At 33.2% G+C, this 23,360-nt stretch carries 23 protein-coding genes and 2 pseudogenes; 16 read left to right on the top strand and 9 right to left on the bottom strand.

Features of this window, described 5'->3' with window-relative positions; genetic code table 11:
• Positions 1-61 precede the first annotated feature (61 nt).
• Both BM211_RS10200 and BM211_RS10195 read left to right on the top strand, forming a co-directional pair.
• Complete coding sequence (locus BM211_RS10200) at positions 62-919, top strand: DegV family protein (RefSeq protein WP_090996806.1); 858 nt, start codon at positions 62-64, stop codon at positions 917-919.
• 213 nt (positions 920-1,132) lie between these two features.
• A complete protein-coding gene (locus BM211_RS10195) occupies positions 1,133-1,363 on the top strand; it encodes a hypothetical protein (protein WP_035432192.1) in 231 nt (76 codons plus the stop codon).
• Between the two features lie 225 nt (positions 1,364-1,588).
• On the opposite strand, the gene BM211_RS10190 is transcribed toward BM211_RS10195, so the two are convergent.
• The gene (locus BM211_RS10190; protein WP_090996803.1) at positions 1,589-2,734 is read right to left on the bottom strand and encodes a tyrosine-type recombinase/integrase; all 1,146 of its coding nucleotides are present in this window, start codon (positions 2,732-2,734) and stop codon (positions 1,589-1,591) included.
• A 351-nt stretch (positions 2,735-3,085) separates the two neighbouring features.
• Between BM211_RS10190 and BM211_RS10185 the strand changes: the two genes are divergently transcribed.
• On the top strand, positions 3,086-4,069 hold the full coding sequence (locus BM211_RS10185) for a DNA-binding protein (protein WP_090996800.1): 984 nt from the start codon (positions 3,086-3,088) through the stop codon (positions 4,067-4,069).
• A 219-nt stretch (positions 4,070-4,288) separates the two neighbouring features.
• On the opposite strand, the gene BM211_RS10180 is transcribed toward BM211_RS10185, so the two are convergent.
• Together BM211_RS10180 and BM211_RS10175 are read right to left on the bottom strand one after the other, a co-directional pair.
• Positions 4,289-4,549: a hypothetical protein gene (locus tag BM211_RS10180; protein WP_090996797.1), complete on the bottom strand. Its 261-nt coding sequence runs from the start codon at positions 4,547-4,549 to the stop codon at positions 4,289-4,291.
• Between the two features lies 1 nt (position 4,550).
• On the bottom strand, positions 4,551-4,847 hold the full coding sequence (locus BM211_RS10175) for a hypothetical protein (RefSeq protein WP_090996794.1): 297 nt from the start codon (positions 4,845-4,847) through the stop codon (positions 4,551-4,553).
• A gap of 413 nt (positions 4,848-5,260) precedes the next feature.
• Between BM211_RS10175 and BM211_RS10170 the strand changes: the two genes are divergently transcribed.
• Together BM211_RS10170 and BM211_RS10165 are read left to right on the top strand one after the other, a co-directional pair.
• Positions 5,261-6,697 (top strand): FAD-binding oxidoreductase, encoded by a 1,437-nt coding sequence (locus BM211_RS10170; protein ID WP_090996792.1) that lies wholly within the window; start codon positions 5,261-5,263, stop codon positions 6,695-6,697.
• The gene (locus BM211_RS10165; RefSeq protein ID WP_090996789.1) at positions 6,694-7,245 is read left to right on the top strand and encodes an MFS transporter; all 552 of its coding nucleotides are present in this window, start codon (positions 6,694-6,696) and stop codon (positions 7,243-7,245) included. Before BM211_RS10170 ends, BM211_RS10165 begins: the two co-directional genes overlap by 4 nt.
• Positions 7,246-7,279: 34 nt before the next feature.
• Here the strand turns inward: BM211_RS10165 and BM211_RS10160 are convergent, their stop codons facing one another.
• Entirely contained in the window at positions 7,280-8,041 is a 762-nt protein-coding gene (locus BM211_RS10160) for a DUF1836 domain-containing protein (protein WP_090996786.1), read from the bottom strand.
• 260 nt (positions 8,042-8,301) lie between these two features.
• Here BM211_RS10160 and BM211_RS10155 point away from each other — a divergent pair, with 260 nt between their 5' ends.
• The 3 genes and pseudogenes from BM211_RS10155 to BM211_RS10145 form a co-directional block, all read left to right on the top strand.
• Positions 8,302-8,754, top strand: a complete 453-nt coding sequence (locus BM211_RS10155; protein ID WP_090996784.1) for a hypothetical protein — start codon at positions 8,302-8,304, stop codon at positions 8,752-8,754.
• Complete coding sequence (locus BM211_RS10150) at positions 8,742-9,050, top strand: YxcD family protein (RefSeq protein WP_035432176.1); 309 nt, start codon at positions 8,742-8,744, stop codon at positions 9,048-9,050. Before BM211_RS10155 ends, BM211_RS10150 begins: the two co-directional genes overlap by 13 nt.
• 64 nt (positions 9,051-9,114) lie before the next feature.
• A pseudogene (locus BM211_RS10145) lies at positions 9,115-9,243 on the top strand (carboxymuconolactone decarboxylase family protein); the annotation flags it as partial.
• Between the two features lie 31 nt (positions 9,244-9,274).
• On the opposite strand, the gene BM211_RS10140 reads toward BM211_RS10145, so the two are convergent.
• Positions 9,275-10,099, bottom strand: a complete 825-nt coding sequence (locus BM211_RS10140; RefSeq protein WP_035432174.1) for an alpha/beta fold hydrolase — start codon at positions 10,097-10,099, stop codon at positions 9,275-9,277.
• A 529-nt stretch (positions 10,100-10,628) separates the two neighbouring features.
• Here BM211_RS10140 and ppaC point away from each other — a divergent pair.
• Positions 10,629-11,561, top strand: coding sequence for a manganese-dependent inorganic pyrophosphatase (ppaC, locus tag BM211_RS10130; RefSeq protein WP_035432173.1), 933 nt, complete (start codon positions 10,629-10,631; stop codon positions 11,559-11,561).
• Positions 11,562-11,802: 241 nt separating this feature from the next.
• The gene (locus BM211_RS10125; protein WP_035432172.1) at positions 11,803-12,276 is read left to right on the top strand and encodes a DUF6884 domain-containing protein; all 474 of its coding nucleotides are present in this window, start codon (positions 11,803-11,805) and stop codon (positions 12,274-12,276) included.
• A 62-nt stretch (positions 12,277-12,338) separates the two neighbouring features.
• On the opposite strand, the gene BM211_RS10120 is transcribed toward BM211_RS10125, so the two are convergent.
• Positions 12,339-12,698, bottom strand: coding sequence for a hypothetical protein (locus BM211_RS10120; RefSeq protein ID WP_035432171.1), 360 nt, complete (start codon positions 12,696-12,698; stop codon positions 12,339-12,341).
• A 410-nt stretch (positions 12,699-13,108) separates the two neighbouring features.
• Between BM211_RS10120 and recQ the strand changes: the two genes are divergently transcribed.
• The 3 genes and pseudogenes from recQ to BM211_RS27035 all read left to right on the top strand — a co-directional run.
• The gene (gene recQ / locus BM211_RS10115) at positions 13,109-15,226 is read left to right on the top strand and encodes a DNA helicase RecQ (protein ID WP_035432169.1); all 2,118 of its coding nucleotides are present in this window, start codon (positions 13,109-13,111) and stop codon (positions 15,224-15,226) included.
• Between the two features lie 278 nt (positions 15,227-15,504).
• Positions 15,505-15,975 (top strand): DinB family protein, encoded by a 471-nt coding sequence (locus tag BM211_RS10110; RefSeq protein ID WP_035432168.1) that lies wholly within the window; start codon positions 15,505-15,507, stop codon positions 15,973-15,975.
• Positions 15,976-16,000: 25 nt separating this feature from the next.
• Positions 16,001-16,210: pseudogene (locus BM211_RS27035) on the top strand (hypothetical protein); the annotation flags it as partial.
• 336 nt (positions 16,211-16,546) lie between these two features.
• Here the strand turns inward: BM211_RS27035 and BM211_RS10100 are convergent.
• Complete coding sequence (locus BM211_RS10100) at positions 16,547-16,969, bottom strand: hypothetical protein (protein WP_051957275.1); 423 nt, start codon at positions 16,967-16,969, stop codon at positions 16,547-16,549.
• 1,287 nt (positions 16,970-18,256) lie between these two features.
• Between BM211_RS10100 and BM211_RS10090 the strand changes: the two genes are divergently transcribed.
• On the top strand, positions 18,257-20,365 hold the full coding sequence (locus BM211_RS10090; RefSeq protein WP_090996778.1) for a HelD family protein: 2,109 nt from the start codon (positions 18,257-18,259) through the stop codon (positions 20,363-20,365).
• Between the two features lie 121 nt (positions 20,366-20,486).
• Here the strand turns inward: BM211_RS10090 and BM211_RS10085 are convergent, their stop codons facing one another.
• Complete coding sequence (locus BM211_RS10085; RefSeq protein WP_090996773.1) at positions 20,487-20,807, bottom strand: 2Fe-2S iron-sulfur cluster-binding protein; 321 nt, start codon at positions 20,805-20,807, stop codon at positions 20,487-20,489.
• A 180-nt stretch (positions 20,808-20,987) separates the two neighbouring features.
• Between BM211_RS10085 and BM211_RS10080 the strand changes: the two genes are divergently transcribed.
• Complete coding sequence (locus tag BM211_RS10080; protein ID WP_141771623.1) at positions 20,988-21,677, top strand: RNA polymerase subunit sigma-70; 690 nt, start codon at positions 20,988-20,990, stop codon at positions 21,675-21,677.
• 9 nt (positions 21,678-21,686) lie between these two features.
• A complete protein-coding gene (clpP, locus tag BM211_RS10075) occupies positions 21,687-22,277 on the top strand; it encodes an ATP-dependent Clp endopeptidase proteolytic subunit ClpP (protein ID WP_090996767.1) in 591 nt (196 codons plus the stop codon).
• Positions 22,278-22,427: 150 nt separating this feature from the next.
• Here the strand turns inward: clpP and BM211_RS10070 are convergent, their stop codons facing one another.
• Positions 22,428-23,315 (bottom strand): LysR family transcriptional regulator, encoded by an 888-nt coding sequence (locus tag BM211_RS10070; protein WP_090996764.1) that lies wholly within the window; start codon positions 23,313-23,315, stop codon positions 22,428-22,430.
• Between the last annotated feature and the right edge of the window lie 45 nt (positions 23,316-23,360).

Genomic DNA, 23,360 nt, shown 5'->3' with positions numbered 1-23,360 from the left:
TATAATTTAGAAGAGACGAATCAGACTGTTTATTTATAAAAGAATTGAGGTTTAACAAACTATGACAATAAAAATTATTACAGATAGTGCAGCAGATTTACCGAAAGAGCTGCTTCATACTTATGATATAGAGGTTATTCCTCTTCGTGTATATGATGAACAAGAAAATGAATTTATTGATGGGGTAACACTAGATCCGATTGACTTACTACGAAATATGAGAGAGGGAAAAGTATATAAAACATCTTTACCTTCTTTAGAAAAAATCCAAGAAGTATTTACTACATACGCAAAACAAGATGTTACCTGTATTTATTTAGCTTTTTCTTCTGAACTCTCTGGCACATATCAATCCTCTGTTATTGTAAAAGAGGAAGTAAAAGAAATCTACCCTAATTCCTCTTTGGAAATCATTGATACAAAATGCATATCAACTGGTCAAGGATTACTCGTAGTAGAAGCTGCCAAAATGGCGCAAAGCGGAGCAACAAAAGAGGAAATATTAAGCCGTATTGCTTTTATGGCTAAGCATATGGAACACATCTTTACGGTTGCAGATTTACAATATTTAGTTCGTGGCGGACGGTTAAGTAAAGTAGCGGGCTTTATAGGAGGCTTATTAAATATAAAGCCTATTTTAAATGTAGAAGATGGAAAACTTATTCCGCTCGAAAAAATTCGCGGCCGCAAGAAAGTATTTCAACGTATACTAGATATTATGGAAACAAGGGGTAAAGACCTTGGAAATCAGACAATTGGAATTTCACATGGCGATGATTTAGAAAGTGTTAACATATTATCAGAAATGATTACCGAAAGATTTGGATGCAAAGTATTTGTAGTAAATTCAATTGGTGCGGCTGTAGGAGCGCATGCTGGTCCAGGAACTTTAGCTGTCTTTTTCTTAAATGAAATATAAAAAAACAAGTCTCTTGAAAAATAAGAGGCTTGTTTTTTTCGTTAATAAAATTACGAATACAACTGTTTCGTCTGTACTTTTGAAAAAGAAAATAAGTGGCATAGTATCTAGAAGTAATATTTTTCAGGACAAAATAATGATTTTATTATATAATTTTCACATAATAAATATTAATATTTGATCATTTAAAAAACATGTTAAGGATGTATATTCATGAAAAACGTTGATTTTATACTTGAAAGTGATGAGATATTAAAGCCATCAGAACGGCTTATTTTATTACTATTAGAAAAACATAGAATACTATATACAAATGATTTACTAGTATTATCGAATTTATCGTATAAAACATTAGTAGATTCACTAACAACACTCGTTATGAAGTCGTATGTCAGCAAAGAGAGTGGAAAAGGCCGCAGACAAAATAGATATAGTTTAATGTAATTTGATTATCGTAAACTAAAAGAGGGAGAGTATATTGGATAGCTCTTCCTCTTTTATATAATTCACTGCTATGCAAAATACAGCATAACCGCGAATTATTTTCTCTCTTTGTTTTAAACCTCACATGTGTCAGAAAAAGGAACTGACTGTGTTTATGCATAGCCAGATACTCTCGTCCTTCTCTAAAAGAAAAGGTTTTTTATGCTGTTTTTTAACTTGTTAGAATTAAAATTCATCCTCGTGAATTAAATTCCCAGCGTCATGATCTTTCATTAATCGTTGCTTCAAATAATTTTCTTTTGTCGTTCTATCATCTTTATGCCCAACAGCTGCTGCAATGATGTGCGGTGGTAATTGCTTATAATCATATAAATATTGAACATAAAAATGCCGAAAGAAGTGCGGGGTTATTTTTTCATTTTTTGTAAACGATAAACCGGTTTCTTTTATAATTTTGGTAATGTATTGTGACAGGTAATTTTCTTTATATGCCGTATGATTTTTTGTTTGAAAAATTGTACCACCATTTTTGATTCCTAACTCAATTGGTAAACGGCGCCGTATTCGAAAACCAATGATCCGTTCAAAGACAGCTTTATTAATGGGGACGATTCGCTCAGAATCTCCTTTTGTATTTACATAAAGATAATAACGATCGCGTAATGCGTCGTATTCTAAATCTTCCCATTTTGCATTAGCAACTTCGGCAACACGTAACCCGGTAGTTGCTAATATGGAAAGCATGGCATAATTAATAGGATTATTTTTATAATAAGAAAGCAATTGTTTTACTTCTTCGTAAGATAACTCTCTTCTTGGTTTATGTTTTTTCGTTATCGTTGTACTTAGTATCTCAATGTATAAAGGCTCTTTAATATATTCAATTTCATATAACCACTTTAAAAAAGAACGTGTAATGCGTAACTTTCTACTTATTGTTGCTGGCTTATAAGTTTCATTTGATTGATAGGAAATAGCTTCTTCAGCGAGCCACTTTTGATAATTACGAATGTGTCGTTTTCGTAAATTTATCCAAACTTTACCTTCTACGAAATGTTCCACATCCATTTGTAAAAATTCAATATGCTCTTTAATAAAAAGATAAAATTGTGATAAATCTCTAGCATAGAGAAGACGAGATGTATCTTTCACTCGTTTTTCTTTATCAAAATGCGTTTGTCGATTTAAATAATAGTACAAAATCTCTTCATCAGAAAAACCTTCATACGAATATGTATGTTGACGTTCATTTTGTTCTTTTCGATTCTCAGCTTCCTTTAAAAAATCTTCGTTCCATATCGCAATCGCATTTGCTAATTTTTCTTTATTCTTTAATAACGAATTATGAATTGGCATTAAATTAATTTTCATGTTATATCAAATCCTTATTAATTTCTTTTATAGTATGAATAAAAGAAGATGAATTATATCTACTATTTATTTTAAAGTGCATGTACATAAAATACAATAAGAATTGTGAACCATAGAAAATCACGCATTTTCTATGGTTTAGAATCTATTTATAAATTTAAGTTTTTATTAGTTGAATTAAAATAATATAAAATTTAATTTAAAAACAAATAGAAATCACGTATGTATCTAATATAATTATAGTTTCGTAATTATATGTGCTATAATAAATTTATAATGTATATTACTTATTTTTTAAATTCTATTTTTATATAAATTATATTTAGTTTTAATTAGAAAGGATTTATTTTTATGAACGATCATACATACGAACAATATATGGATACAAATGCGGCTAAAGAATTTTTACGTATTTCAAGTTTCACATTTAAGAAATTGATGAAAGAAAATAAGTTATCGCCAATTAATAAAGATACGTGGCGATTAGATGGAAGTTTTTTGTTTCGAAAAAATGAGGTTATTTCATTACAATCACAGTTACATATAGAAGGAATGACTTTAAACCAAGCAAGTAAACAGTTTCATATTAGTATGTATCAATTATTGAAATGGATTGAAGAAGGGGAGTTATCCTATACAATTCAAATGCATAGAAATAAAGAAACAAAGTTTGTAAGAGAAGATGATGTAAAGAATCTTGCCGAAAATTTAGATGATGCAAATAGTCTTTATACATATTCTCGAAAGTATAATGTAGTTTTATTTCAAAAATTTATACAAGGGAATACAATTGCACGAATAACCTCTATTCCAAAAAGAGGAGATATTATCGTAACAGATGAATTTGGAAATGAGATGACATTGCAACAGGCGAAAGAAGCGGGCTTTTTTGCAGCATATCAACTATCAGATAAACCAAGAAGCCACCATCAAAAATTTGTGATGTTTCGCTTTTTGAAAGCACACAATTTACGAAGCGATATTTTTCAGCGGATGGATTCCTTATTGCAATATGTATCACCTAGAAACATTCGAATTTCAGAAGAACATAATTTCTGGATAATTGAAATTCGTCAATCGCTTATTCAAGTTCCCATACAAATTCAACAAGAGTGGATCGATTCTCTTATACCATATATAATAGAAGGGAAATTAGCAAAACGCCCTAATAATAGTATTTACTTAGATAGCAATAGTGTTACGAAAAGCATTATACTAACTTCATCAGAGTATCAATCTATCTCAAATATAGTAAATGAAGAAAAGATGTCGATAGAGGATTTTATAACTTCTGCAATTCAAGAAAAATTAGATCGGTATATAATGAAATATTAAAAGACTTATTCTGTAGGCAGATAAGTCTTTTAATATACAAAAATATCCAAACCCTCTAAAAAACGACCTTTCAGATTCCTTTATTAGAGGGTTTTATATAAGTAATAATGATATTATACCTATAATGTACAAAGCTTTATATAAAGATAGATAGGAGGTTTAAATTGATTTGGATATATTTAGTATGTTATTTCTCTGTATATAGTTTACATAATAATTTTATGTATTAGAATTTCGAATAAAAAGCATAGAGTGTCTTTCCGTAATTTCGTAATATTGTTTAAGTTCATTCGTGATCCTTTGTCTTCCTTGTTCACTTGTATGCCAAGTATCGCGATTAATTTGTCGCAAATCTTGCAGTGGAAGAACATCTAATATTTTATCTTCAGCCGCATATAGTGAAGCAAGTAATAAAAATCTTCGACAGAAAAAACTTTTTCCAGCGAGTAATACATTCGTTACTTCTTGTTTATTTATCATGTTAAACTACACCTTCTACATTAGAAAAATCTCCCGTAATCGGTTGGATGTTCTCGTGAGGAACACCTAATTGAATTAATCTTTCTCTATGATATTCAAATTCATTCGCCTGTAGAAACGTATTAAAAATAGAAGGAATGAAAATATATTTTACAACTTCTTGATGGTAATGCTTTGCAACAAGTTCGTTTAATTCTGGGAAATGACCGGGATGATATAGCATAATGTCTGTTTCTGTAAACAAGTGCTTACGGTCTATAAAAATTAAATCACTAATTGTAGAATAATAGTTCATCATGATAAATTCCTCCTTAACAAAAATATAGCCCTTTAAAAATTCGGTATTGATTGACTAAAATCCTGTATGAGAATTCGACAACAATAATTAATTATTGTTGTTATAAATCTATGTGATAAAAGAGCAAATAACATTATTTTATAAACAAGGATCTATCATATTCTGTTGAAAAAAGACTGGAGTATGAAAAAAGATGTACGGTATGGAGAAGAACTAAATGAAATTTATGGAAAATCAGTACTTTATAATAAGTGCTGATTTTCTATTTATTCAGCTATTAATCGACTACAAAATTATAAAAAAACGAAAATGCTGCCTTTAAGTACGAAAATATAGCTTTTCACACTTGAAAACAAATGATATAATTTCAACTAAAGTGTATTATTACACTTCAGTTGAAAGGAGAGGGTATATTGAAAATTGGTAAGATAATAGTTTCTGTAGTAATATACACAAGTTTACTAACTGTATCTATACATACTTATACAAAACAACTAGCTCAACCTGTTATAGCAGATGCAGGGCGGTTACTTCCGGTAAAAGTTAAACGAATAGAGAGCGTTGAAGATGAAAAAGAGTTACAACAATTGGTTCGGGACGCAAACGTTTCAAATGAAAAGCTATCTATTGCTGGGATGCAGCATACGCAAGGGGGCCATACATATTATCCAAATGGTACTGTTTTAGATATGAAAAGTTACAATAAAATAGTGGAGTTCAATCCAAAGCAAAAGAGAATTAGGGTGCAGAGTGGTGCGACGTGGAATGATATTCAAAAAGTAATTAATCCATATGGTCTTGCGATTCAAGTTATGCAATCACAAAATATCTTTACGATTGGTGGTTCATTAAGTGCAAATGTACACGGACGAGATATTCGGCATGATGCACTAATAGATACAGTTGATTCATTTCGATTATTAATGGCAGACGGCAATATTAAAAATGTAAGTCGAAATGAAAATGCGGAGTTATTCTCTCTTGTTATAGGTGGATACGGTCTATTTGGAGTCATTCTAGATGTAACATTAAAATTAACAGATGATGAATTATATCAAATACGAACTAAAACTATAGATTATCATGATTATACTTCTTATTTTAAGAAACATGTTGAAGGTGATGAAGGCGTGCGTATGCATTTAGCGCGTATTTCTGTCGCACCTAATTCATTTTTACGGGAGATGTATGTGACAAATTACGTTCTTGCTACAAATCAAGAAAAGCGAGAGCAATATAGTACTTTAAAAGAAGAAACAAATGTTGCTCTGCCAAAGTTTTTTCTTGGGTTATCTAGGTACAGTGATTGGGGAAAAACAATGTTTTGGAATATCCAAAAGAAGTATTTTGAACGTACAGATGGATCTCATGAAACTCGTAATAACGTCATGAGATCAGATAGTGCATTTATGGAATATGAAAATCCGAATCAAACAGAAATTTTACAAGAGTACTTTATTCCAGTTGATCGCTTTTCTCCTTATATAGATGACCTGAGAAACGTACTAAATCAAGAAGAACTGAATCTACTAAATATCACCATTCGATATGTGACAAAAAATGAAAATGCGGTTTTATCCTATGCGAAAGAGGATATGTTTGCTCTTGTCTTTCTTATCAATCAAGGACGTTCTGAAGAAGAGATAGAAAAAACAAAAAAAGTGATTCAGAAGATGATAAACGTTACTTTACAACATGATGGAAGCTACTATTTGCCGTATTATCATTATCCAGACAAACAGCAGTTTCAAAATGCTTACTCTCGTTCAGATGAGTTTTTTCAAAAAAAGAGGGAGTATGACCCGCAAGAACGGTTTGTTAATTTATTTTATAAGGAGTATGGTCAATGACATATACAAGATTTGTAGTTTCACAAAGTCTCATTATGATGGCAGGAAGTATGGTATTTCCTTTTTATGTATTATTACTAAGAAACGTAGGAAACAGCTTTTCACAATTTGGCTGGGCATATGGTTTGTTTGCATTAACATCAGCGCTTGTCTATCCTCTAATCGGTAAAATTTCTGATCGGTTTGGTGATAAAAAACTGTTAATCATATATTCATGGTCAATGGCTATTTTAATGTTATGTTTTCCAATCGCTACAGAAGTTTGGCATGTATATATTTTGCAAATTTTAATGGGATTGTTAGGGGCTATGCAGAAAAATGCAGAAAAAACATCACTAGCACGAAAAGTAGAACGTCAAGAAGCTGGGTATGAAATTGGAAAATATCACGTTTGGACATCTTTAGGGGCAGCAATCGCTATTATTTTAACAGGGTATTTAGTTGATTTTTTAACGATTGGAACGATTTTTTATGTCGCTTCTATACTATATATGATAAGTGGTATTGTACTTTGCAGGACAAACAACGAAACCACATATAACCGATAACAATTGTTATCGGTTATATGTGGTTTGCGAACGTTTAATTCACATTTAAATGCTGTAAAAACAACGTAGCTGATACGTAGCGCTTCGCTAATCTTTGTACATAAGCAGTATGAACAGATAAGGTTGCGATTACAATGGCATTGCGAATAGCTTCGCGTTGTTCATTGTTTATATGTTCAATTTTAGCTGCCAACTGATCGGCATTTTCTTTAATTGTTTGTTCAATTGTATAAATCGTATTCGTTGCAGTGAATTGAATGAAACCTCGTTGATTCAATTTTTCAAATAGAGAAGAGTAAAAAACATATAATTGAATCGGATTAATTAAATCATCAGTACGATCTGCTGGGTCATTTACGATAAGTTTTAACAACTTTCGAATGGAGTCAAAATCGAGCGCTGTTTTTAAATCTTCTACAATAAATAATAAGGCGGCTTGTTCAATTGAATATTTTTTTCCTTTTTGCGGAGAACCAATCATTTCTTTTATATCACGTTTCACCCAATTTTGCAGTGCCGTAATAGTAAAGTTAGTATTTTCAATTTGATTCCCAAGCGCTACAATTTCATTTAAAGAGAATCCAATATCCGTTTCTTCTATTTTAATCAACTTTTCAAAAATAGGTGCTAGTGCTGTTGTAATAATAGCTGTAAAACTTTGACCGCTCTCAATATCTTTTTTATGTGACTTTGCCCAGGCTTCTTGTAAAATTGCAAGAGGCTTTTTTGTATCCCATCCTCTAAGAGAGAGAAGGAGCATCGCCATTTCGTTTCGTGTGAGATGAAATGTTTCCATCTTTTCACCTCCAATAATATAAAAGTTCTTATGAACTTATATTATGCATTGTTCTATATAAAGTCAATTGTATTTTCATGATTTCTGCCGTAGTCGAAGAAGTTAATAATCTTAAGAAATAATTCTTGATTATTCTTAAGAAAGTTCATATAATAGGTTCATAAGAACTTTTTGATTCGCTTTAAAAATCATCTATCTTTTCATCATTTAAGAGAAAGATAGAGATGATATATTTATTGTAGAAGGAGAATGAATTGAATATGTTAAAAAAAATGATTACAATATTGACAGCATTTATGTTTGTCTTCGCTGCAGGTAGTTTCGTTTCAGTAGATAGTGCTTATGCAAAAGGCTACAAATCTGGTAAAAAATCATTTACTCCAAGTTCAGGTCAAACACAAAAATCAAAAGTAGATTTGAATAAAAAAGATTCGAATGTTAATGCAAATAAAACAACAGATTCAAAAACAAAAGCAACAAATACAGCACCAAAAAGTAATAAAGGAAGCTTTATGAAAGGTCTTTTACTTGGTGGTCTTGGCGGTTTGCTAATGGGAAGTTTATTTGCTAACATGGGAGCGCTTGGCTCTGTATTAGCATTTATGGTGAATATGCTAGTAATGGCTGGTATAGTAATGCTAGTGGTTCGCGCATTCAAATATTTTAAAAATCAACGTAAGAAACAGGTGGAAGAGGCTGCATGGAAACGATAAAAATCTCTGAACAAGAGCTGATCAATGCACTTTGTGTATATATTGCACAAAAACGTCAAGTTACTCCGGAACAAGTCTTGGTGGAATTGATGTACGATGACGATTACGGTTTCTCAGCTGAAGTAGAAGTAAACGGTCGTCAGCAAATTTTAATTCAAGCAAATTTAATCGAGGCCCTTCGTTTATGGCTTGATATGGAATATAACATTGATCCATTTGCTGCAAGATTACAGCTTGAGTTACATGATGAAGAAGGTATTATCGCATTTGCGAATATAAATAAATCATATGAGTAATAAAAAAACAGCTGTTGAGATGTAACAATCTCAGCAGCTGTTTTTTATGTTTGTAAAAGAGTATAAAGGTTGCATTGATTAAGGGTGCTTTGATAAGGAGCTCTTAAAAGTATGTGGCGTTGCAGCAGCATTTGCTGGCGGAGTTGCGATGAGTCAAGCTGTTACACTTGTGCAGCAATGCATGGAAGAATAGCGTTAACAAACATGTTAATCAAACACCTTCATCAAGAAGGTGTTTGATTACTATCTATAGATTGAATAAAGGTATCTACTATTTTATTAAAACGGTCCGCTTCTTCTAAAAATGGACAATGGCAGCTATCTTCAAAAGTGATAAGCTGAGAGTCTTGAAGATGCTTGTGTAAATGTTCGCCTGCTGCAACAGGAATGAGCTTCTCTTCTCTGCCGAAACAAAGTAAAGTAGGGATGATAATTTGATCTAGGTAGTCTCGATAATCCACAACAGACTGGTCGAACAAAATAGCACTTGCGATAGACTCTGGGATAGTTGTCACTTCTTTTAATATCCACTCAAAATCATCTTCAGAAAGAGGGTTTTTGAACATTAATGATATAAATTCTTTTAGGAAGTCGACTCGATTCATTTGTATTTCTCGCATAATATGAATAAGGGCCGGAAAATCAAAAGCTCCAATTGGGAAGTCAACCCATTTAAAATCAGAAGCGAGTTCATCTACGATAACAGAAGCTTTCACGTTACTTTCACCAAATTGTTTTAAATATTCCCAAACAACAAATGCCCCCATAGACCAGCCAACTAATACAACCTTCTCAAGAGATAATTTTTCGATAAAAGCGTGTAAATCACGAGCATAGTTTGCAATGGTATGCCCAGATTGAACGTGTGAAGAACGGCCATGACCTCGTAAATCCAGTGAAATCGCGCGGTAATTTTCACTAAAATACGGTAGTTGTTTATGAAAAAAGCGGCTGCTCATCCAAACCCCATGTACGAATATAATTGGGGTTCCTTGTCCTTGATCTTCATAATATATATTTACGTCATTATCAAGTTTTATATAAGACATGCAAATAAACCTCCTTTTCACAGAAAAAATAAGTTTATATATTCGAAAATATGCTTTATTGCGACTATGTATTCAAAACTTCTTATAAAGTGAAACTTTAATCAGTGGGGGTTTTCTTCATCCCCCACTGATTATCAGCCCTCACCAATCGGGCTTTTACGGGCAGTTTATCTCCCACCTAACTTCTTAAGAAAAGCGGAAGCGGCTCGCTCAGAATCGCAGGACGCCCACGCCCCTGACAGAGAGGCGCTTTTTGCCTTGTCCGAGGGGGCGAAACGACCGGAGACTCTAGCCGCTGGAGCTGGACAATGTTTTCGCCGAATTTTGAGGTGGGAGTATTACTGCCCACGAATAGTGGGATAAAATCCAATACTATCTTTCATATGGGACATTTTTAAACGGAGCATCGGTACAAAGTCTCTATTTTTCACGTAAATCTAAAAGAAACTTTGATTATTTCTAAAAAAATTCGCCTAAAATATTGTCATATCCTGTTCTTTAAGATATCCTTTTGTAGAGAGGTGAAATCATGGAAAAAGTACTTATTTTCGGGCATAAAAACCCAGATACAGATGCAATTTGTTCTGCAATTGCATATGCAGAGCTAAAAAAAGAATTAGGAATGAACGCTGAGCCTGTTCGTTTAGGCGAAATCAGCGGTGAAACACAATTTGCTTTAAATTATTTTAAAGTAGAAGGACCACGTTTTGTTGAGACAGTAGCAAACGAAGTGGGCCATGTTATTTTAGTTGACCATAACGAGCGTCAACAAAGTGCGAATGATATCGAATCTGTTCGTGTATTGGAAGTAATCGATCACCATCGTATTGCTAACTTTGAAACGAGCGATCCTTTATACTACCGTTGTGAGCCTGTTGGTTGTACAGCTACAATTTTAAATAAAATGTACAAAGAAAACGGCGTTGCAATTCGTAAAGAAGTTGCAGGATTAATGTTATCTGCAATCATTTCCGATTCGTTACTATTTAAATCTCCAACTTGCACAGACCAAGACGTAGCAGCAGCTCGTGAATTAGCTGAAATCGCTGGTGTAGATGCTGAAAGCTACGGCTTAGACATGTTAAAAGCAGGTGCAGATTTAAGCGGTAAAACAATGGAACAATTAATTTCCCTTGATGCAAAAGAGTTCCAAATGGGAGATGCAAAAGTTGAAATCGCACAAGTAAACGCTGTTGATACAAATGACGTTCTTGTACACCAAGCAGAATTAGAAAAAGTAATCTCTGCAGTAGTAGAAGAAAAAGGTTTAGACCTATTCTTATTCGTTGTAACAGACATTTTAACAAACGACTCTGTGGGCCTTGCAATCGGTAAAGCAGCACAAGTTGTTGAGAAAGCATACAACGTAACGTTAGAAAACAATACAGCTACTTTAAAAGGTGTTGTATCTCGTAAAAAACAAATTGTTCCTGTATTAACAGAAACGTTCCAAGCTCTATAAGAGTGACTTTGGATGTAAAAGGACAAGCAGATATATAGTCTGCTTGTTCTTTTTTGTTTTTAGGAAAGATAAAACTTCGAATATTAAGGTCAGTTCTTATCATATTTCATTTAGGAAAAATAAAACTTGGATAGAAAGAAAAGTAAAAACTAACATTTTTATTTATGGATGAAAACTGGTATGATTTTTTTATGAAGTAGATGTTATGGGATTGAAATAGAAAAGAGGTAAGAACGTAACAATGAAAAGACTATGCATAATTCCATGTGGGAAAAAGAAGATTTGGGATACGTACCCTGATAAGGGAGCAACAGAAGCAAAGGATGTATACATTAGTCCATTCGGAAAAGCATGCCAAACATATGCTTCTCAATTTTTTACACACTGGGTTATTTTATCCGCGAAGCATGGATTTTTACTACCAACCGATATAGTGGAAGAAAACTATGATCTTGCTTTTCATTCGAAAAGTAGTGAGATTATTAATATAGAACAACTAAAAAAGCAGATGATGGATAAAGACTTGCTAGACTTTGATGAAATTGTGCTGCTTGCAGGAAAGAAGCATAAAAATGTAGTGACAAAGTTATATCCAGGAGAGTGCATTTCTTATCCATTAGAAGGCTGTAAAGGGATTGGATATATGTTACAGAGGCTGAAGAAGGCAGTTGAAAATCATAACGAGATTCAGGAACTGATTTATGAGGAAAAGTAATAATTCGTTATTGAAAAATAAAGGGGCATTTTCGATACCCCTTTATTTTATCATTCTAAATGTTAGTAATAGTTAATTACCTGCTCCATTAGATTTCTTATCTCTTTCACTGGTGGTTTTTTATCGTATACATCAATATGTGAAGAGTAATAATTTAAATTTCTAACAAGGCCTTTTCCGATTTTTTCCTTTAGGAAAGGGAATATTTGTCCAGTATAGTCTTCGAGAGATTTACAATAATATTTTTCATCCAAATAAATGCTATATTTACATGTTAGCTCTACAAGTGGGTTACCTTCAGAATCATATACATCTTTAGATTCAAAAACGTCTATTAGTGTAAATCTATCATTAAGATAAACTTTTTTCTTCTTCTCAGGCTTATTAGAAAGAATAAAAGCGATACCTATTGCGTTAATCAATATATTGCCTCCTATAAATATAAAGTAAAACTTCCATCAGTGGGGGCTTACTGCCTATTAGTCCAGTATAAAAAAAGATACTAATAAAATATATCGATATATGTTAAATGTAAAGAGGTAAGGTGGATTTAGAGAAGAATCTGTTAATTATGTTGGGTTATATACATGTAATCTGTTTTGAAAAGTTATGGTTATTACTTAAATCACAATGGAAATAATCATGTCAAATAGCAAATGATTATTTTGTTATTAGTCATTTTTTTATTAATTTTATTTCTAAAACCGGTTTTCTCTATCATATGAGTTGTAATAATTATTCGTAAGCATTAGAGAAGTAGAGAGTACAATGACTTTTGACTAATGGTATAATACGAATAGATGAAATACTAAGAAAAGCAGGTGAAACTTTTTTGTTTACAAAAGCAGAACAAATGTTATCTTCTTTTTTCGGATATACGTCATTTAGACGCGGCCAAGAGGAAACGATAAAAAATGTATTGGACGGTAAGGATACGGTTTGTATTATGCCAACTGGCGGCGGGAAATCTTTATGTTATCAAATTCCAGCATTAGTGTTAGAGGGAACAACATTAGTTATTTCTCCGCTCATTTCTCTCATGAAAGATCAAGTTGATACTTTAACCCAAAATGGTATTCCAGCTACATATATTAACAGTTCTATTTCAATTGCAGAAGCAAATCAGCGCATTCAGTTAGCGAAACAGGGGCATTATAAATTGTTATATATTGCCCCAGAGCGTCTTGATTCGATTGATTTCGTTGATCAACTCATTGATATGAAAATCCCGTTAATTGCAATTGATGAAGCCCACTGTATATCGCAATGGGGGCATGATTTTCGTCCGAGTTATTTACATATTCATCGTGTACTTGATTATCTTCCAGTTCAGCCAATTGTACTTGCATTGACAGCAACAGCAACGCCGCAAGTGCGACAAGATATTTGTGACACTTTAGGAATTGCAAAGCAGAATACAATAATGACGACATTTGAACGAGAAAATTTATCGTTTTCTGTAGTGAAGGGACAGGACCGCGACGCCTATTTATCAGGTTATATTCGTCAAAATAAAAAAGAAGCGGGAATTATTTATGCAGCGACGCGCAAAGTTGTTGATCAGCTGTATGAAAAATTGAATAAAGAAGACGTTTCTGTCGCACGTTATCATGCTGGTATGAATGATAACGACCGAAATGAACAGCAAGAACGTTTTTTACGGGACGAAGTAAATGTAATGATTGCGACATCTGCATTTGGTATGGGAATCGACAAATCAAACATTCGGTATGTGGTGCATTATCAGCTTCCAAAAAACATGGAAAGTTACTATCAAGAAGCAGGGCGTGCTGGTCGTGACGGATTAGATAGTGAATGTATCTTGTTATATTCACCGCAAGATGTACAAGTACAGAGATATTTAATTGATCAGTCAACTGGAGCATCGCGATTTTCTAATGAACTAGAAAAATTGCAACATATGACAGATTATTGCCATACTGAGAATTGCTTACAATCATTCATTCTACAATATTTTGGTGAAGAGCCAAAACAAGATTGTGGCCGCTGCGGCAATTGTACAGACGATCGAAATAGTGTCAATGTTACAAAAGAAGCACAAATGGTGCTGTCATGCATGATTCGAACAAATCAACGGTTCGGAAAACAAATGATTGCCCAAGTATTATCAGGATCAAAAAATAAAAAGGTGATGGAATTTAATTTTCACACGTTACCAACGTACGGATTGCTTTCAAATCAGAGTGTTAAAGAAATAAGTGAGTTCATTGAGTTTTTAATTTCAGAAGAACTTATTGCAGTTGAACATGGCACATATCCGACATTAAAAGTAACAGCAAAAGGAAAAGATGTTTTACTCGGGAACCAACTAATTTTTCGGAAAGAAAGAGTAGAAACAAAACAAATAGTGAAAGATCATCCACTATTTGAAGAGTTGCGTCATGTGCGTAAAGAAATCGCCCAAGGAGAAGGAGTGCCGCCATTTGTTATTTTCTCTGATCAAACATTGAAAGATATGTGTGCAAAATTGCCGAAAACACGAGAGGAAATGCTAGGAGTAAAGGGAATTGGTGAACATAAGCTTGAAAAATACGGTAGTATATTTTTACAAGTTGTCACAAACTTCCTCGAACAGCATCCCGATATAGAAGCGATGATAACGACCGAAGTTATAACAGAACGAAAGCAGTCAAAAAAGACAATGAAAAATTCTCATCATGCTACATATGAAATGTATAAGCAAGGGAAAGAACTTTCTCAAATTGCTGAATCACGTGAGTTGTCTATGCAAACGGTAGAAAATCATTTAATTCGTTGTTTTGAAGAAGGAATGGAAGTAGATTGGCCAGGTTTTGTTCCGAAAGAATATGAATCTATGATCAGAGCTGCAATTGAGAAAGCTGAAGGTGGATTGAAAGCTATAAAAGAACAACTTCCTGATCATATAAGTTACTTTATGATTCGTGCTTATTTTCAAATGAAGAAATAGTAGTGTGATAGTAGGGGGGTATATAAATACAAATTAAAAAATCGATATAAAAACCCTCTTTCTTTTTAGGCGGACGAGAGCATCTGGCCATGCTTAGAAGCGGTCACGTCCTTGGAAACAATATAAGAAAGCAAGTAGTGATCATGTTGTATTCTGCCTTATAGGTCGGAAAATTAAAATGGTTTTATATAGAATCAATATTTGTTTTATGTGTATTCTAATGTATCATGATTTTTCATATATAAAGGAATGAGAGGAATTTGAAAGGGGAATAAGGTATGAATAAACTACTATTTAAACAATTTAAGATGACAAGAAGTTATTTTATTAAAAACGTAGAATCACTTTCGAAGGAAATAGTAAATGTGCAGCCAGATGGTTTTAACAACACGATCAAATGGCATATTGGCCATGTATTAACGGTTGCTGAACAGTTTATGCTTGGCTTTCCGCATAAAACAACCCATCTTCCCGCAAATTATATCGAATTATTTGGAAACGGTACAAAACCGGCTGACTGGAAAAATGATGTACCTACCATGGATAAACTCATTATAGAGTTGAAAGATCAATTAGCTCGTCTTCAACAAATTCCTGCCGAAAGGTTAAATGAAACACTGGAAAAACCATTTATGGGACTTGAAACCTTTGGAGAATTAGCAGGTCTCACGTTAATGCATGAAGCAAATCACTTAGGACAAATTCAAGCGATGAAGCGCATTATTGAACATACAGGAGTAAAGAATTAGTAAACTCCTGAAAATAACGTAGCTCCTTGAAAATTTAAGATTCCCGATTTCTTATACAGTCTTTGATGCAGACAACCAAGTAATTGGCACATACAATGCTAATTCACCTTATGGACGCGTATTCAAAGTACAAAAAAACGGTAATATTTTTGTACAATTTCAAGCAATAGTGAATTCTTCATTTACGAAGAGAATGAATGTTACAACTAAATTCGCGCTTTCTAAATGTAATTAATGATAAGGAATTGTTTATGTTATATACACAATGGAATAAAAAAAGGCGTATCCTGGTTAGAGTAACGGGTTCAGTTTTGAAGTACAAAATTATATTTAGAAGATAAATTCACAATAAAATTAGAAACCGAATTGACCTGTAAAATCACATTATAATTAGCATATGAAAACGCCCAGAGTTAAAAAAACTCTGAGCGTCTTTTATTGTCTTATTCAATTAAAGTACCCTTTAGCTTAATTAAAATTAAAGACCAAATTCAAACAAAGTTCTAAACATATTGATTTTACACAATTCATTCTTAAAAAAGAGAGTTAACTCTACTTGGAGCAACACACTTTATAATTGTAATGGTTTATAAGCCAATGCTTTGTCTATAATTTCTCTGGCGGTTAATTCTTCATCACTCCAGAAAATATAATCACTTATTTTAGGGTCAACAACAGACGATTCAACCATGTCCAACCAAATTGTCAGCTCCCATTCTTCTCCTTCCCCATCCATAAGTTTTTGAACCAAGGTAACTAACTCGTCTTTATTTAACTCACCTAACTTTATAGTTTTATGGTTAATAGCTCTTTTTACAATGTATTCTGCACCGTAGTCAGCAAAAAATAATTCTTTTGCATATGGATAGGGAACACTATTTTCAAATACAGTAAGTTTATGTTCAAAATCTTTCCCAAAATCTTGTAGCTCTTGAATTTCTAAAACTAATTTTAATAGTTTCTTTTCGTCCAATTCCTCACTCCCTTTGTTCAAGATAACTGCCTCATTAATCTAAGTACATTTCTTCTCAATTTCCACATTCGTTTTAACATAAAATTACAATTACCCTATTGATTTATCAAAATTAACGTTATCTTTTCTGGTTTCTATCCGATTTCCACTTCTTGTAAAAATAAACTAATTGAAAAAGTAATATAACAATAGAAACAAAAGTAATTAGTAAAAAATTAGATAATTCTAATTCTATAGAGGATAATATAAATAAAGCTACAACCACTAAAGGAATTGACCAAATAGTATTATAAAAGTGCTTTTTGTAAATTGAATTATCATACGTATTATTAGTCATAAAAGAATCCCCCAATATTTTTAAATTATGAGTAAATTTATTTTAGAGATTTATACTTTTTCTTATTATAAAATAGTGTGGTGTATACCCTGTAAGGAGAAAACATTAATTTCTAACTAAATGATGCTATATATTCTTACAAACAACACCCAAAATTAAACACAAATACAAAAAATAGGAATTTATATAGATATATTATCATATAATTCTTCCTTACGTCTAAAACTTTTAAGTATTCAAATATCGTGAGTATCTATTAGATTTAATTTATTATGACAGGAATTGTCCCATAAAATGATTAAGGTGTTGGATAATGTGGATTTTGTTTTATCCCGCATTAACGGGCAGTAATACTCCCACCTCAAAATTCAGCGAAAGCATTGTCCAGCTCTAGCGGCTAGAATCTTCGGCCGTTTCGCCCCCTCGGACGAGGCAAAAAAGGGGCTCCAACGTCCTGCGATTCTGAACGAGCTGCTTCCGCTTTTCTTAAGAAGTTAGGCGGGAGATAAACTGCCCGTAAAAGCCCGATTGGTGAGGGCTGAAGAAAACCCCCACTGATTAAAGTTTCACTTTATTATCTTGATAACGATAGGGTCCTGCTGATCGAATGACATAAAACCTAAGTTCAAACATTTTCTGAAAAGCTAGAGCTAATTTTTCTTGCCATCCCATAACTATCAAGTTTATAGGAAGGTATTCAAGCTAATATTTCGAGGCATTTCCATAACGAAAATTTTGTTTCCATTTTGATGGAGGAATGCTTACTTTTACCGTTTAAGGGACCTTCTATTTTTTTAGTTGATGGGCATGTAAGGTGATCATTAAAAGAACAATTTCCTTCATCAGCATGGATTAAGGAGTTAATATGAATTTTTTAGAAAATCCCCTCTAAACCCTTGACTTATAAGCTTTATTTTTAATACAATTAAACTTCGACTGAAAATTCCAACGAATGGGAGGGGATTCCAAAAATGAAAGGCATTTATGAGCTAGAGCTAGAGAAATTAAATCATACGCTTTCACAAATTAATCACCAATTGAAGAAGTTAGAGAGTATTCCGGTTTATCATGGGGAAAATTTTACAGAACAAGTGCTTGAAACGATGCGAGAATCTAGTCGTCAAAGACTTCGCATTGCCAGTGAAGAACCTTATTTTGGACGATTAGATTTTCAAGAAGAGGGACACGCGCAGCCAGCACCTGTTTATATTGGTAAAGTGGGTGCTTCTGATGAAGAAACGCAGCAACCGATCGTTGTTGATTGGCGGGCACCTGTTGCCAGTATGTTTTATTCATTTACAGGAGGAGAAGATGCAGCTTTTTATGATTCTCCAGAAGGAATCGTTGAAGGAATTGTTCATTTAAAACGAAACATTGCTATTCGAAAGCAAACTCTCGAACGAGTTGTCGATACATATGTAAGGGGAAATGAGGATCTTTCATTAGCCGATGATTTTCTTCTCTATCGTTTAGGTGAAAATAAAGATAACAAGTTAAAAGATATTGTTTCAACGATCCAAGCAGAACAAAATGATATTATCCGTGCTGAGAAGAATGTTCCTCTTATTATTCAAGGTGTTGCAGGGAGTGGAAAAACAACGATTGCTTTGCATCGTCTTGCTTTTTTAATTTATCAATATCATGAGCAGCTCAAGGCTGAGAAAATGATCGTTTTTGCACCAAACAGTATATTTCTCGATTATATTTCTAGTGTGTTACCAGAGCTTGGCGTTGGGGATATTCATCAAACTACGTTTCAAGACTGGGCATTACATACTTTAGAAAATACTGTTTTTGCAAAAAATACGGATACACAACTACAACAAGCATTCTCCATTCATAAAAATAAAGATGATATCATGGCTGGTAAATTAAAAGGCTCGATCGAGTTTCAACAATTTATAAAGAAAAGTCTGTCTGACTATGAGAAAAGTATAGTACTAACGAAAGATTTTGAACCTTGGGATGGTTCACTTTTACAAGGAAAGGTAATTCAGCAATGGTTTGAAACAGAATATAAACAATATCCAGTTGGAAGACGAAGAGAGCGAATCGTAGCACGCATGAAGCGTTGGATTGAAATGGAACTCAAGATAGTTTCTGATACAAATAAAAAGAAACAACTAAAAAAACAAGCGACGCAAAGGCTGAATAGTTATTTAAAAAGTTGGCCAAAGTTGACTGCACTATCCTACTACAGTAATTTAATGAAACAAGATGACATTTGCAGTGTGTTGCCAACCGAGCTTGTAAAAGAAACAGCAAAAAACTGCCGAAAAAAAGAAGTGGCGCTAGAAGATTTAGCACCGCTCATTTATATACATCACTATCTAGAAGGTATAAAGATTGGGCAAAAATTTCATCATGTCGTAATTGATGAAGCGCAAGATTTCTCACCATTTCAACTTTCCATTTTAAAGGAAATAACACTTGGAAATTCTTTCACTATTTTAGGTGATTTATCACAAGCTATTCATGAGTATCAAGGTATTGATGATTGGAAACAGTTTCAAGATGTATTTGATCACAATGCGCAGTACTTTGAATTAACGAGAAGTTATCGCTCAACAAAAGAGATTATTTATTTTGCAAATGAAGTGATTCAAACAGCAAATATTCCAGTAGGACTTGCTAATCCTGTGTTTCGTAGCGGTGAAAGTGTAAAAGTTGTCTCAACAAATGATCAATTGCAATCGATTTTATCGACTGTAAAGACTATGCAAGAACAAAATGTAAAAACGATCGCGATTATCGGACGTACAGAGGAAGAATGCCGTGAGATATATGGAAAACTTATAGAAGCTGGTATTTCAACAAATATAATAGAAGCGAATCAAAGTAAATATGAAGGCGGTATTTCAGTCGTTCCTGTTTATTTAGCGAAAGGATTAGAATTCGACGCAGTACTGCTTATGGATGTAGATGCAGCTCATTATCAACAAACAAAGCAAGATGCCAAATTGTTATATGTCGGTTGTACTCGCTCCCTACATGATTTATGGATTTTTTATTCGGGGACATGTTCTCCTTTAATTCAACAAATTCCAAAAGAACTGTATGAAGAAAGGATCGATGATTAATTAAGAGGGAAATGAAATTAAAAAGCTATATCTCTGAAAGTACGTTATGTTTAATGGTACTTTTAGGGTTATAGCTATTTTTCATAAGCTTTTCGTTTCGACAACAACATGAATAATAAGTTTACTCAACCGGTCTTGGTCCAGCGTCCAGCCCTGATGTCTCTACTGTTAAAATAGGACGAACTGTCATATCTGTATTTACGTATACTTGACATGATAGACGTAAGTGATCTTCTACACCTTTTTCCGCACATACAAATTTTTCAATATTATTAGGTTCACAAAAATCACCCTCTAAAATTTCCACACGGCAAGTTGTACATTTTACTTTTCCACCACAGCGATGAAGAATGTTCACGCCATTATCTTCAAGCGCCAATACTAATTTTGTTCCTGCCACCACTTCAAAAGTTCCTTTTCCTGAAACAGTTATTTTTGGCATTTTATACTCTCCTTCGATAGAATATGAATAACATAATTATCACCGTGCTCTGTCAAAGGTAAACATAAGAGTAGCAATCTAAATAAAATGTATTATAAAAAATTCATAACTCCCGTAACTTTTTTCTTTATTGAATCGTTTATTAAATAAGCGCGCTTAAAAGGAGTGATCACTTTGAATATGGAAGGAAAGATGATTTCACAATCTAATGTAGAAATGCAACAATTAAATAGATCTATCATTATTAAACATTATGCGGAACTGAAGCGTTATTGTACATTTTTAACAAAAAGTACATGGGATGGAGAAGATTTGGCGCAAGAAACGATATGTAAAGTATTAAAAAAATATATGAATGCAGAATGGAACCAAAGTATTTGTTTAACGTTGCTGTACAAAGTAGCTCGTAATCAATGGCTGGATCAAATGCGGACAAAAGCATTTGAAAAAGAAGGTAATAAAGAAGCGTCTTATGAACCACATGAAAACGTCGCTGAATTATATGATTTAATCGAAAGGATGCTATCTTGCTTAAATGAAATGCAAACTGTAATTTTTTTATTAAAGGATGTGTTTGAATATAGCTTAGCTGATATTGCAACTATTACATCTATGTCAGAAGGAGCAGTGAAAGCATCCTTGTTTCGAACACGTAACAAACTGAAAACGATAAAAGAAGAGGAACGTTTTGTAACTTCAAAAGAAATGGAAGAAGATATGGAAATACTCGTAAAATCAATTCAACAACAAAGACCAGAATTATTAATAAAACTCATACCAGCACTGCAATTTTCAAAAATCTCACTACAACAACCGTTACTTTTATTACACAAAAAATCTTCTTACAACTGCTTCTTATGTGCTGCTTAAACTAAAATAGTGGAGGGATTTTTCATGAATGTAATTCCTTATGTAATAGAACAAACGAAACTTGGCGAACGTTCGTATGATATTTATTCTCGGTTACTAAAAGATAGAATTATTATGATTGGGCAAGAGATTAATGATCAAGTTGCCAGTAGTGTTGTGGCCCAATTATTATTCTTATCAGCAGAAGATGCAAATAAAGACATATCTATTTATATTAACAGTCCCGGAGGTTCAACTTCTGCAGGTTTTGCTATTTTAGATACGATGAATTATATCAAACCGGATGTACAAACCATTTGCATTGGTTTAGCCGCTTCATTCGGAGCATTATTGTTATTATCGGGAGCGGAAGGAAAGCGGTTTGCTTTACCAAATAGTGAAATCATGATTCATCAGCCACTCGGTGGAACGCAAGGGCAAGCAACTGAAATTGAGATTTCAGCAAGACGGATTTTGAAATTAAAAGAGCATATCAATCAAATTATTGCCGATAAAACAGGGCAGCCAGTTGAGAAAGTAGCAAAAGATACAGAACGGGATTACTTTATGAGCGCAGAAGAGGCGAAAACATATGGTATTGTAGATGGGATTATCGGTTAAAACTGAAAAGAGGTTATTGAACCATATCGTTCAATGACCTCTCATGCTGTTGAAAAACAATCTAGTCAATATTTTGAATAAGTTTCACCTTATATAAAGAGTAGAAAGAATCAACTAAACATTGCTATTGTACAATGTTGGTTGATTTTTTTATTTTGGAAAAGATGCAAGTGCTTCTAACCAGTAGGTCACTAATTTTGAATTCCAGCGGTCTTCATGATAAATCGCATAAATATGCCGTTGTAATTCGAAATCGGGAATGGGCAAATAACAGAGTTCATTTCTTTCTACTTCTTGTTCAATGGCCAGTTTCGAAATAAATGCAATTCCATTTCCGTATTTTAAGATTTGTTTCATTGTTTCAAGTGAATCGAGTTCAATTTCAGATTGAAACACGATATTATGCTCTGTCATCCACTGTGTGAGTAGACGTCTTGTTGTAGATGACTGACGATGAAGCAAAATTTGTTCTTTCGAAATGTCTTGCAGTGATATGTTCAATTTTTTTGTGAATACATGATTGGGAGAAAAAGCAAGTACAAGCGCATCTTCTAATATAACTGTTTGTTTTAATGTATCTTCTTCAAATGGTTCGGTTGAAAGAACACCAATATCAATTTCATGGTTCCGTAATAATGTACGGATCTCTGGGGCAGGTTTTACGATAAGTGATACGTTTACATTTGGAAACTCATGATGAAAGTGATAAAAAATTTGTGGCAGCACATATGTTGCTGGAACATAGCTTGCCCCAATTGTGAGAGAACCTCTATTAAACTCCGCAAATTCTGCAACTACACGTTTTGCTTCTTTCATAAGCGCATCTATTTTACAAGCATAATGATACAATGCTTCACCTGCTCCTGTTAAAAAATATCGACCTAATCTCACTTCAAATAAAGGGACTCCGAATTCTTTTTCCAAACTTTTTATATGAAATGAAATGGTCGGCTGCTTAACACCCAGTTTATCAGCTACGATAGTTAGTTTCTGGTATTTTTTTACAAGTATAATAATTTTTAATTTTAAGTGATTCATTAAGCAGTCTCCCTTTTTTATTTTAACTATAGAAAAAATCTATAG

The organism is Bacillus sp. 491mf (assembly GCF_900112415.1).
In the GTDB taxonomy this organism is placed as follows: domain Bacteria; phylum Bacillota; class Bacilli; order Bacillales; family Bacillaceae_G; genus Bacillus_A.
The sequence above is the reverse complement of the archived record's forward strand: the minus strand, read 5'-3'. Positions and strand labels throughout refer to the sequence as shown.

Excerpts from the sequence above, each read along its gene's own strand:
- BM211_RS10200 (WP_090996806.1), top strand. The coding sequence starts at position 62 with ATGACAATAAAAATTATTACAGATAGTGCAGCAGATTTACCGAAAGAG.
- BM211_RS10195 (WP_035432192.1), top strand. The coding sequence starts at position 1,133 with ATGAAAAACGTTGATTTTATACTTGAAAGTGATGAGATATTAAAGCCA.
- BM211_RS10190 (WP_090996803.1), bottom strand. The coding sequence starts at position 2,734 with ATGAAAATTAATTTAATGCCAATTCATAATTCGTTATTAAAGAATAAA.
- BM211_RS10185 (WP_090996800.1), top strand. The coding sequence starts at position 3,086 with ATGAACGATCATACATACGAACAATATATGGATACAAATGCGGCTAAA.
- BM211_RS10180 (WP_090996797.1), bottom strand. The coding sequence starts at position 4,549 with ATGATAAATAAACAAGAAGTAACGAATGTATTACTCGCTGGAAAAAGT.
- BM211_RS10175 (WP_090996794.1), bottom strand. The coding sequence starts at position 4,847 with ATGATGAACTATTATTCTACAATTAGTGATTTAATTTTTATAGACCGT.
- BM211_RS10165 (WP_090996789.1), top strand. The coding sequence starts at position 6,694 with ATGACATATACAAGATTTGTAGTTTCACAAAGTCTCATTATGATGGCA.
- BM211_RS10160 (WP_090996786.1), bottom strand. The coding sequence starts at position 8,041 with ATGGAAACATTTCATCTCACACGAAACGAAATGGCGATGCTCCTTCTC.
- BM211_RS10155 (WP_090996784.1), top strand. The coding sequence starts at position 8,302 with ATGTTAAAAAAAATGATTACAATATTGACAGCATTTATGTTTGTCTTC.
- BM211_RS10150 (WP_035432176.1), top strand. The coding sequence starts at position 8,742 with ATGGAAACGATAAAAATCTCTGAACAAGAGCTGATCAATGCACTTTGT.
- BM211_RS10140 (WP_035432174.1), bottom strand. The coding sequence starts at position 10,099 with ATGTCTTATATAAAACTTGATAATGACGTAAATATATATTATGAAGAT.
- ppaC (WP_035432173.1), top strand. The coding sequence starts at position 10,629 with ATGGAAAAAGTACTTATTTTCGGGCATAAAAACCCAGATACAGATGCA.
- BM211_RS10125 (WP_035432172.1), top strand. The coding sequence starts at position 11,803 with ATGAAAAGACTATGCATAATTCCATGTGGGAAAAAGAAGATTTGGGAT.
- BM211_RS10110 (WP_035432168.1), top strand. The coding sequence starts at position 15,505 with ATGAATAAACTACTATTTAAACAATTTAAGATGACAAGAAGTTATTTT.
- BM211_RS10090 (WP_090996778.1), top strand. The coding sequence starts at position 18,257 with ATGAAAGGCATTTATGAGCTAGAGCTAGAGAAATTAAATCATACGCTT.
- BM211_RS10085 (WP_090996773.1), bottom strand. The coding sequence starts at position 20,807 with ATGCCAAAAATAACTGTTTCAGGAAAAGGAACTTTTGAAGTGGTGGCA.
- BM211_RS10080 (WP_141771623.1), top strand. The coding sequence starts at position 20,988 with ATGGAAGGAAAGATGATTTCACAATCTAATGTAGAAATGCAACAATTA.
- BM211_RS10070 (WP_090996764.1), bottom strand. The coding sequence starts at position 23,315 with ATGAATCACTTAAAATTAAAAATTATTATACTTGTAAAAAAATACCAG.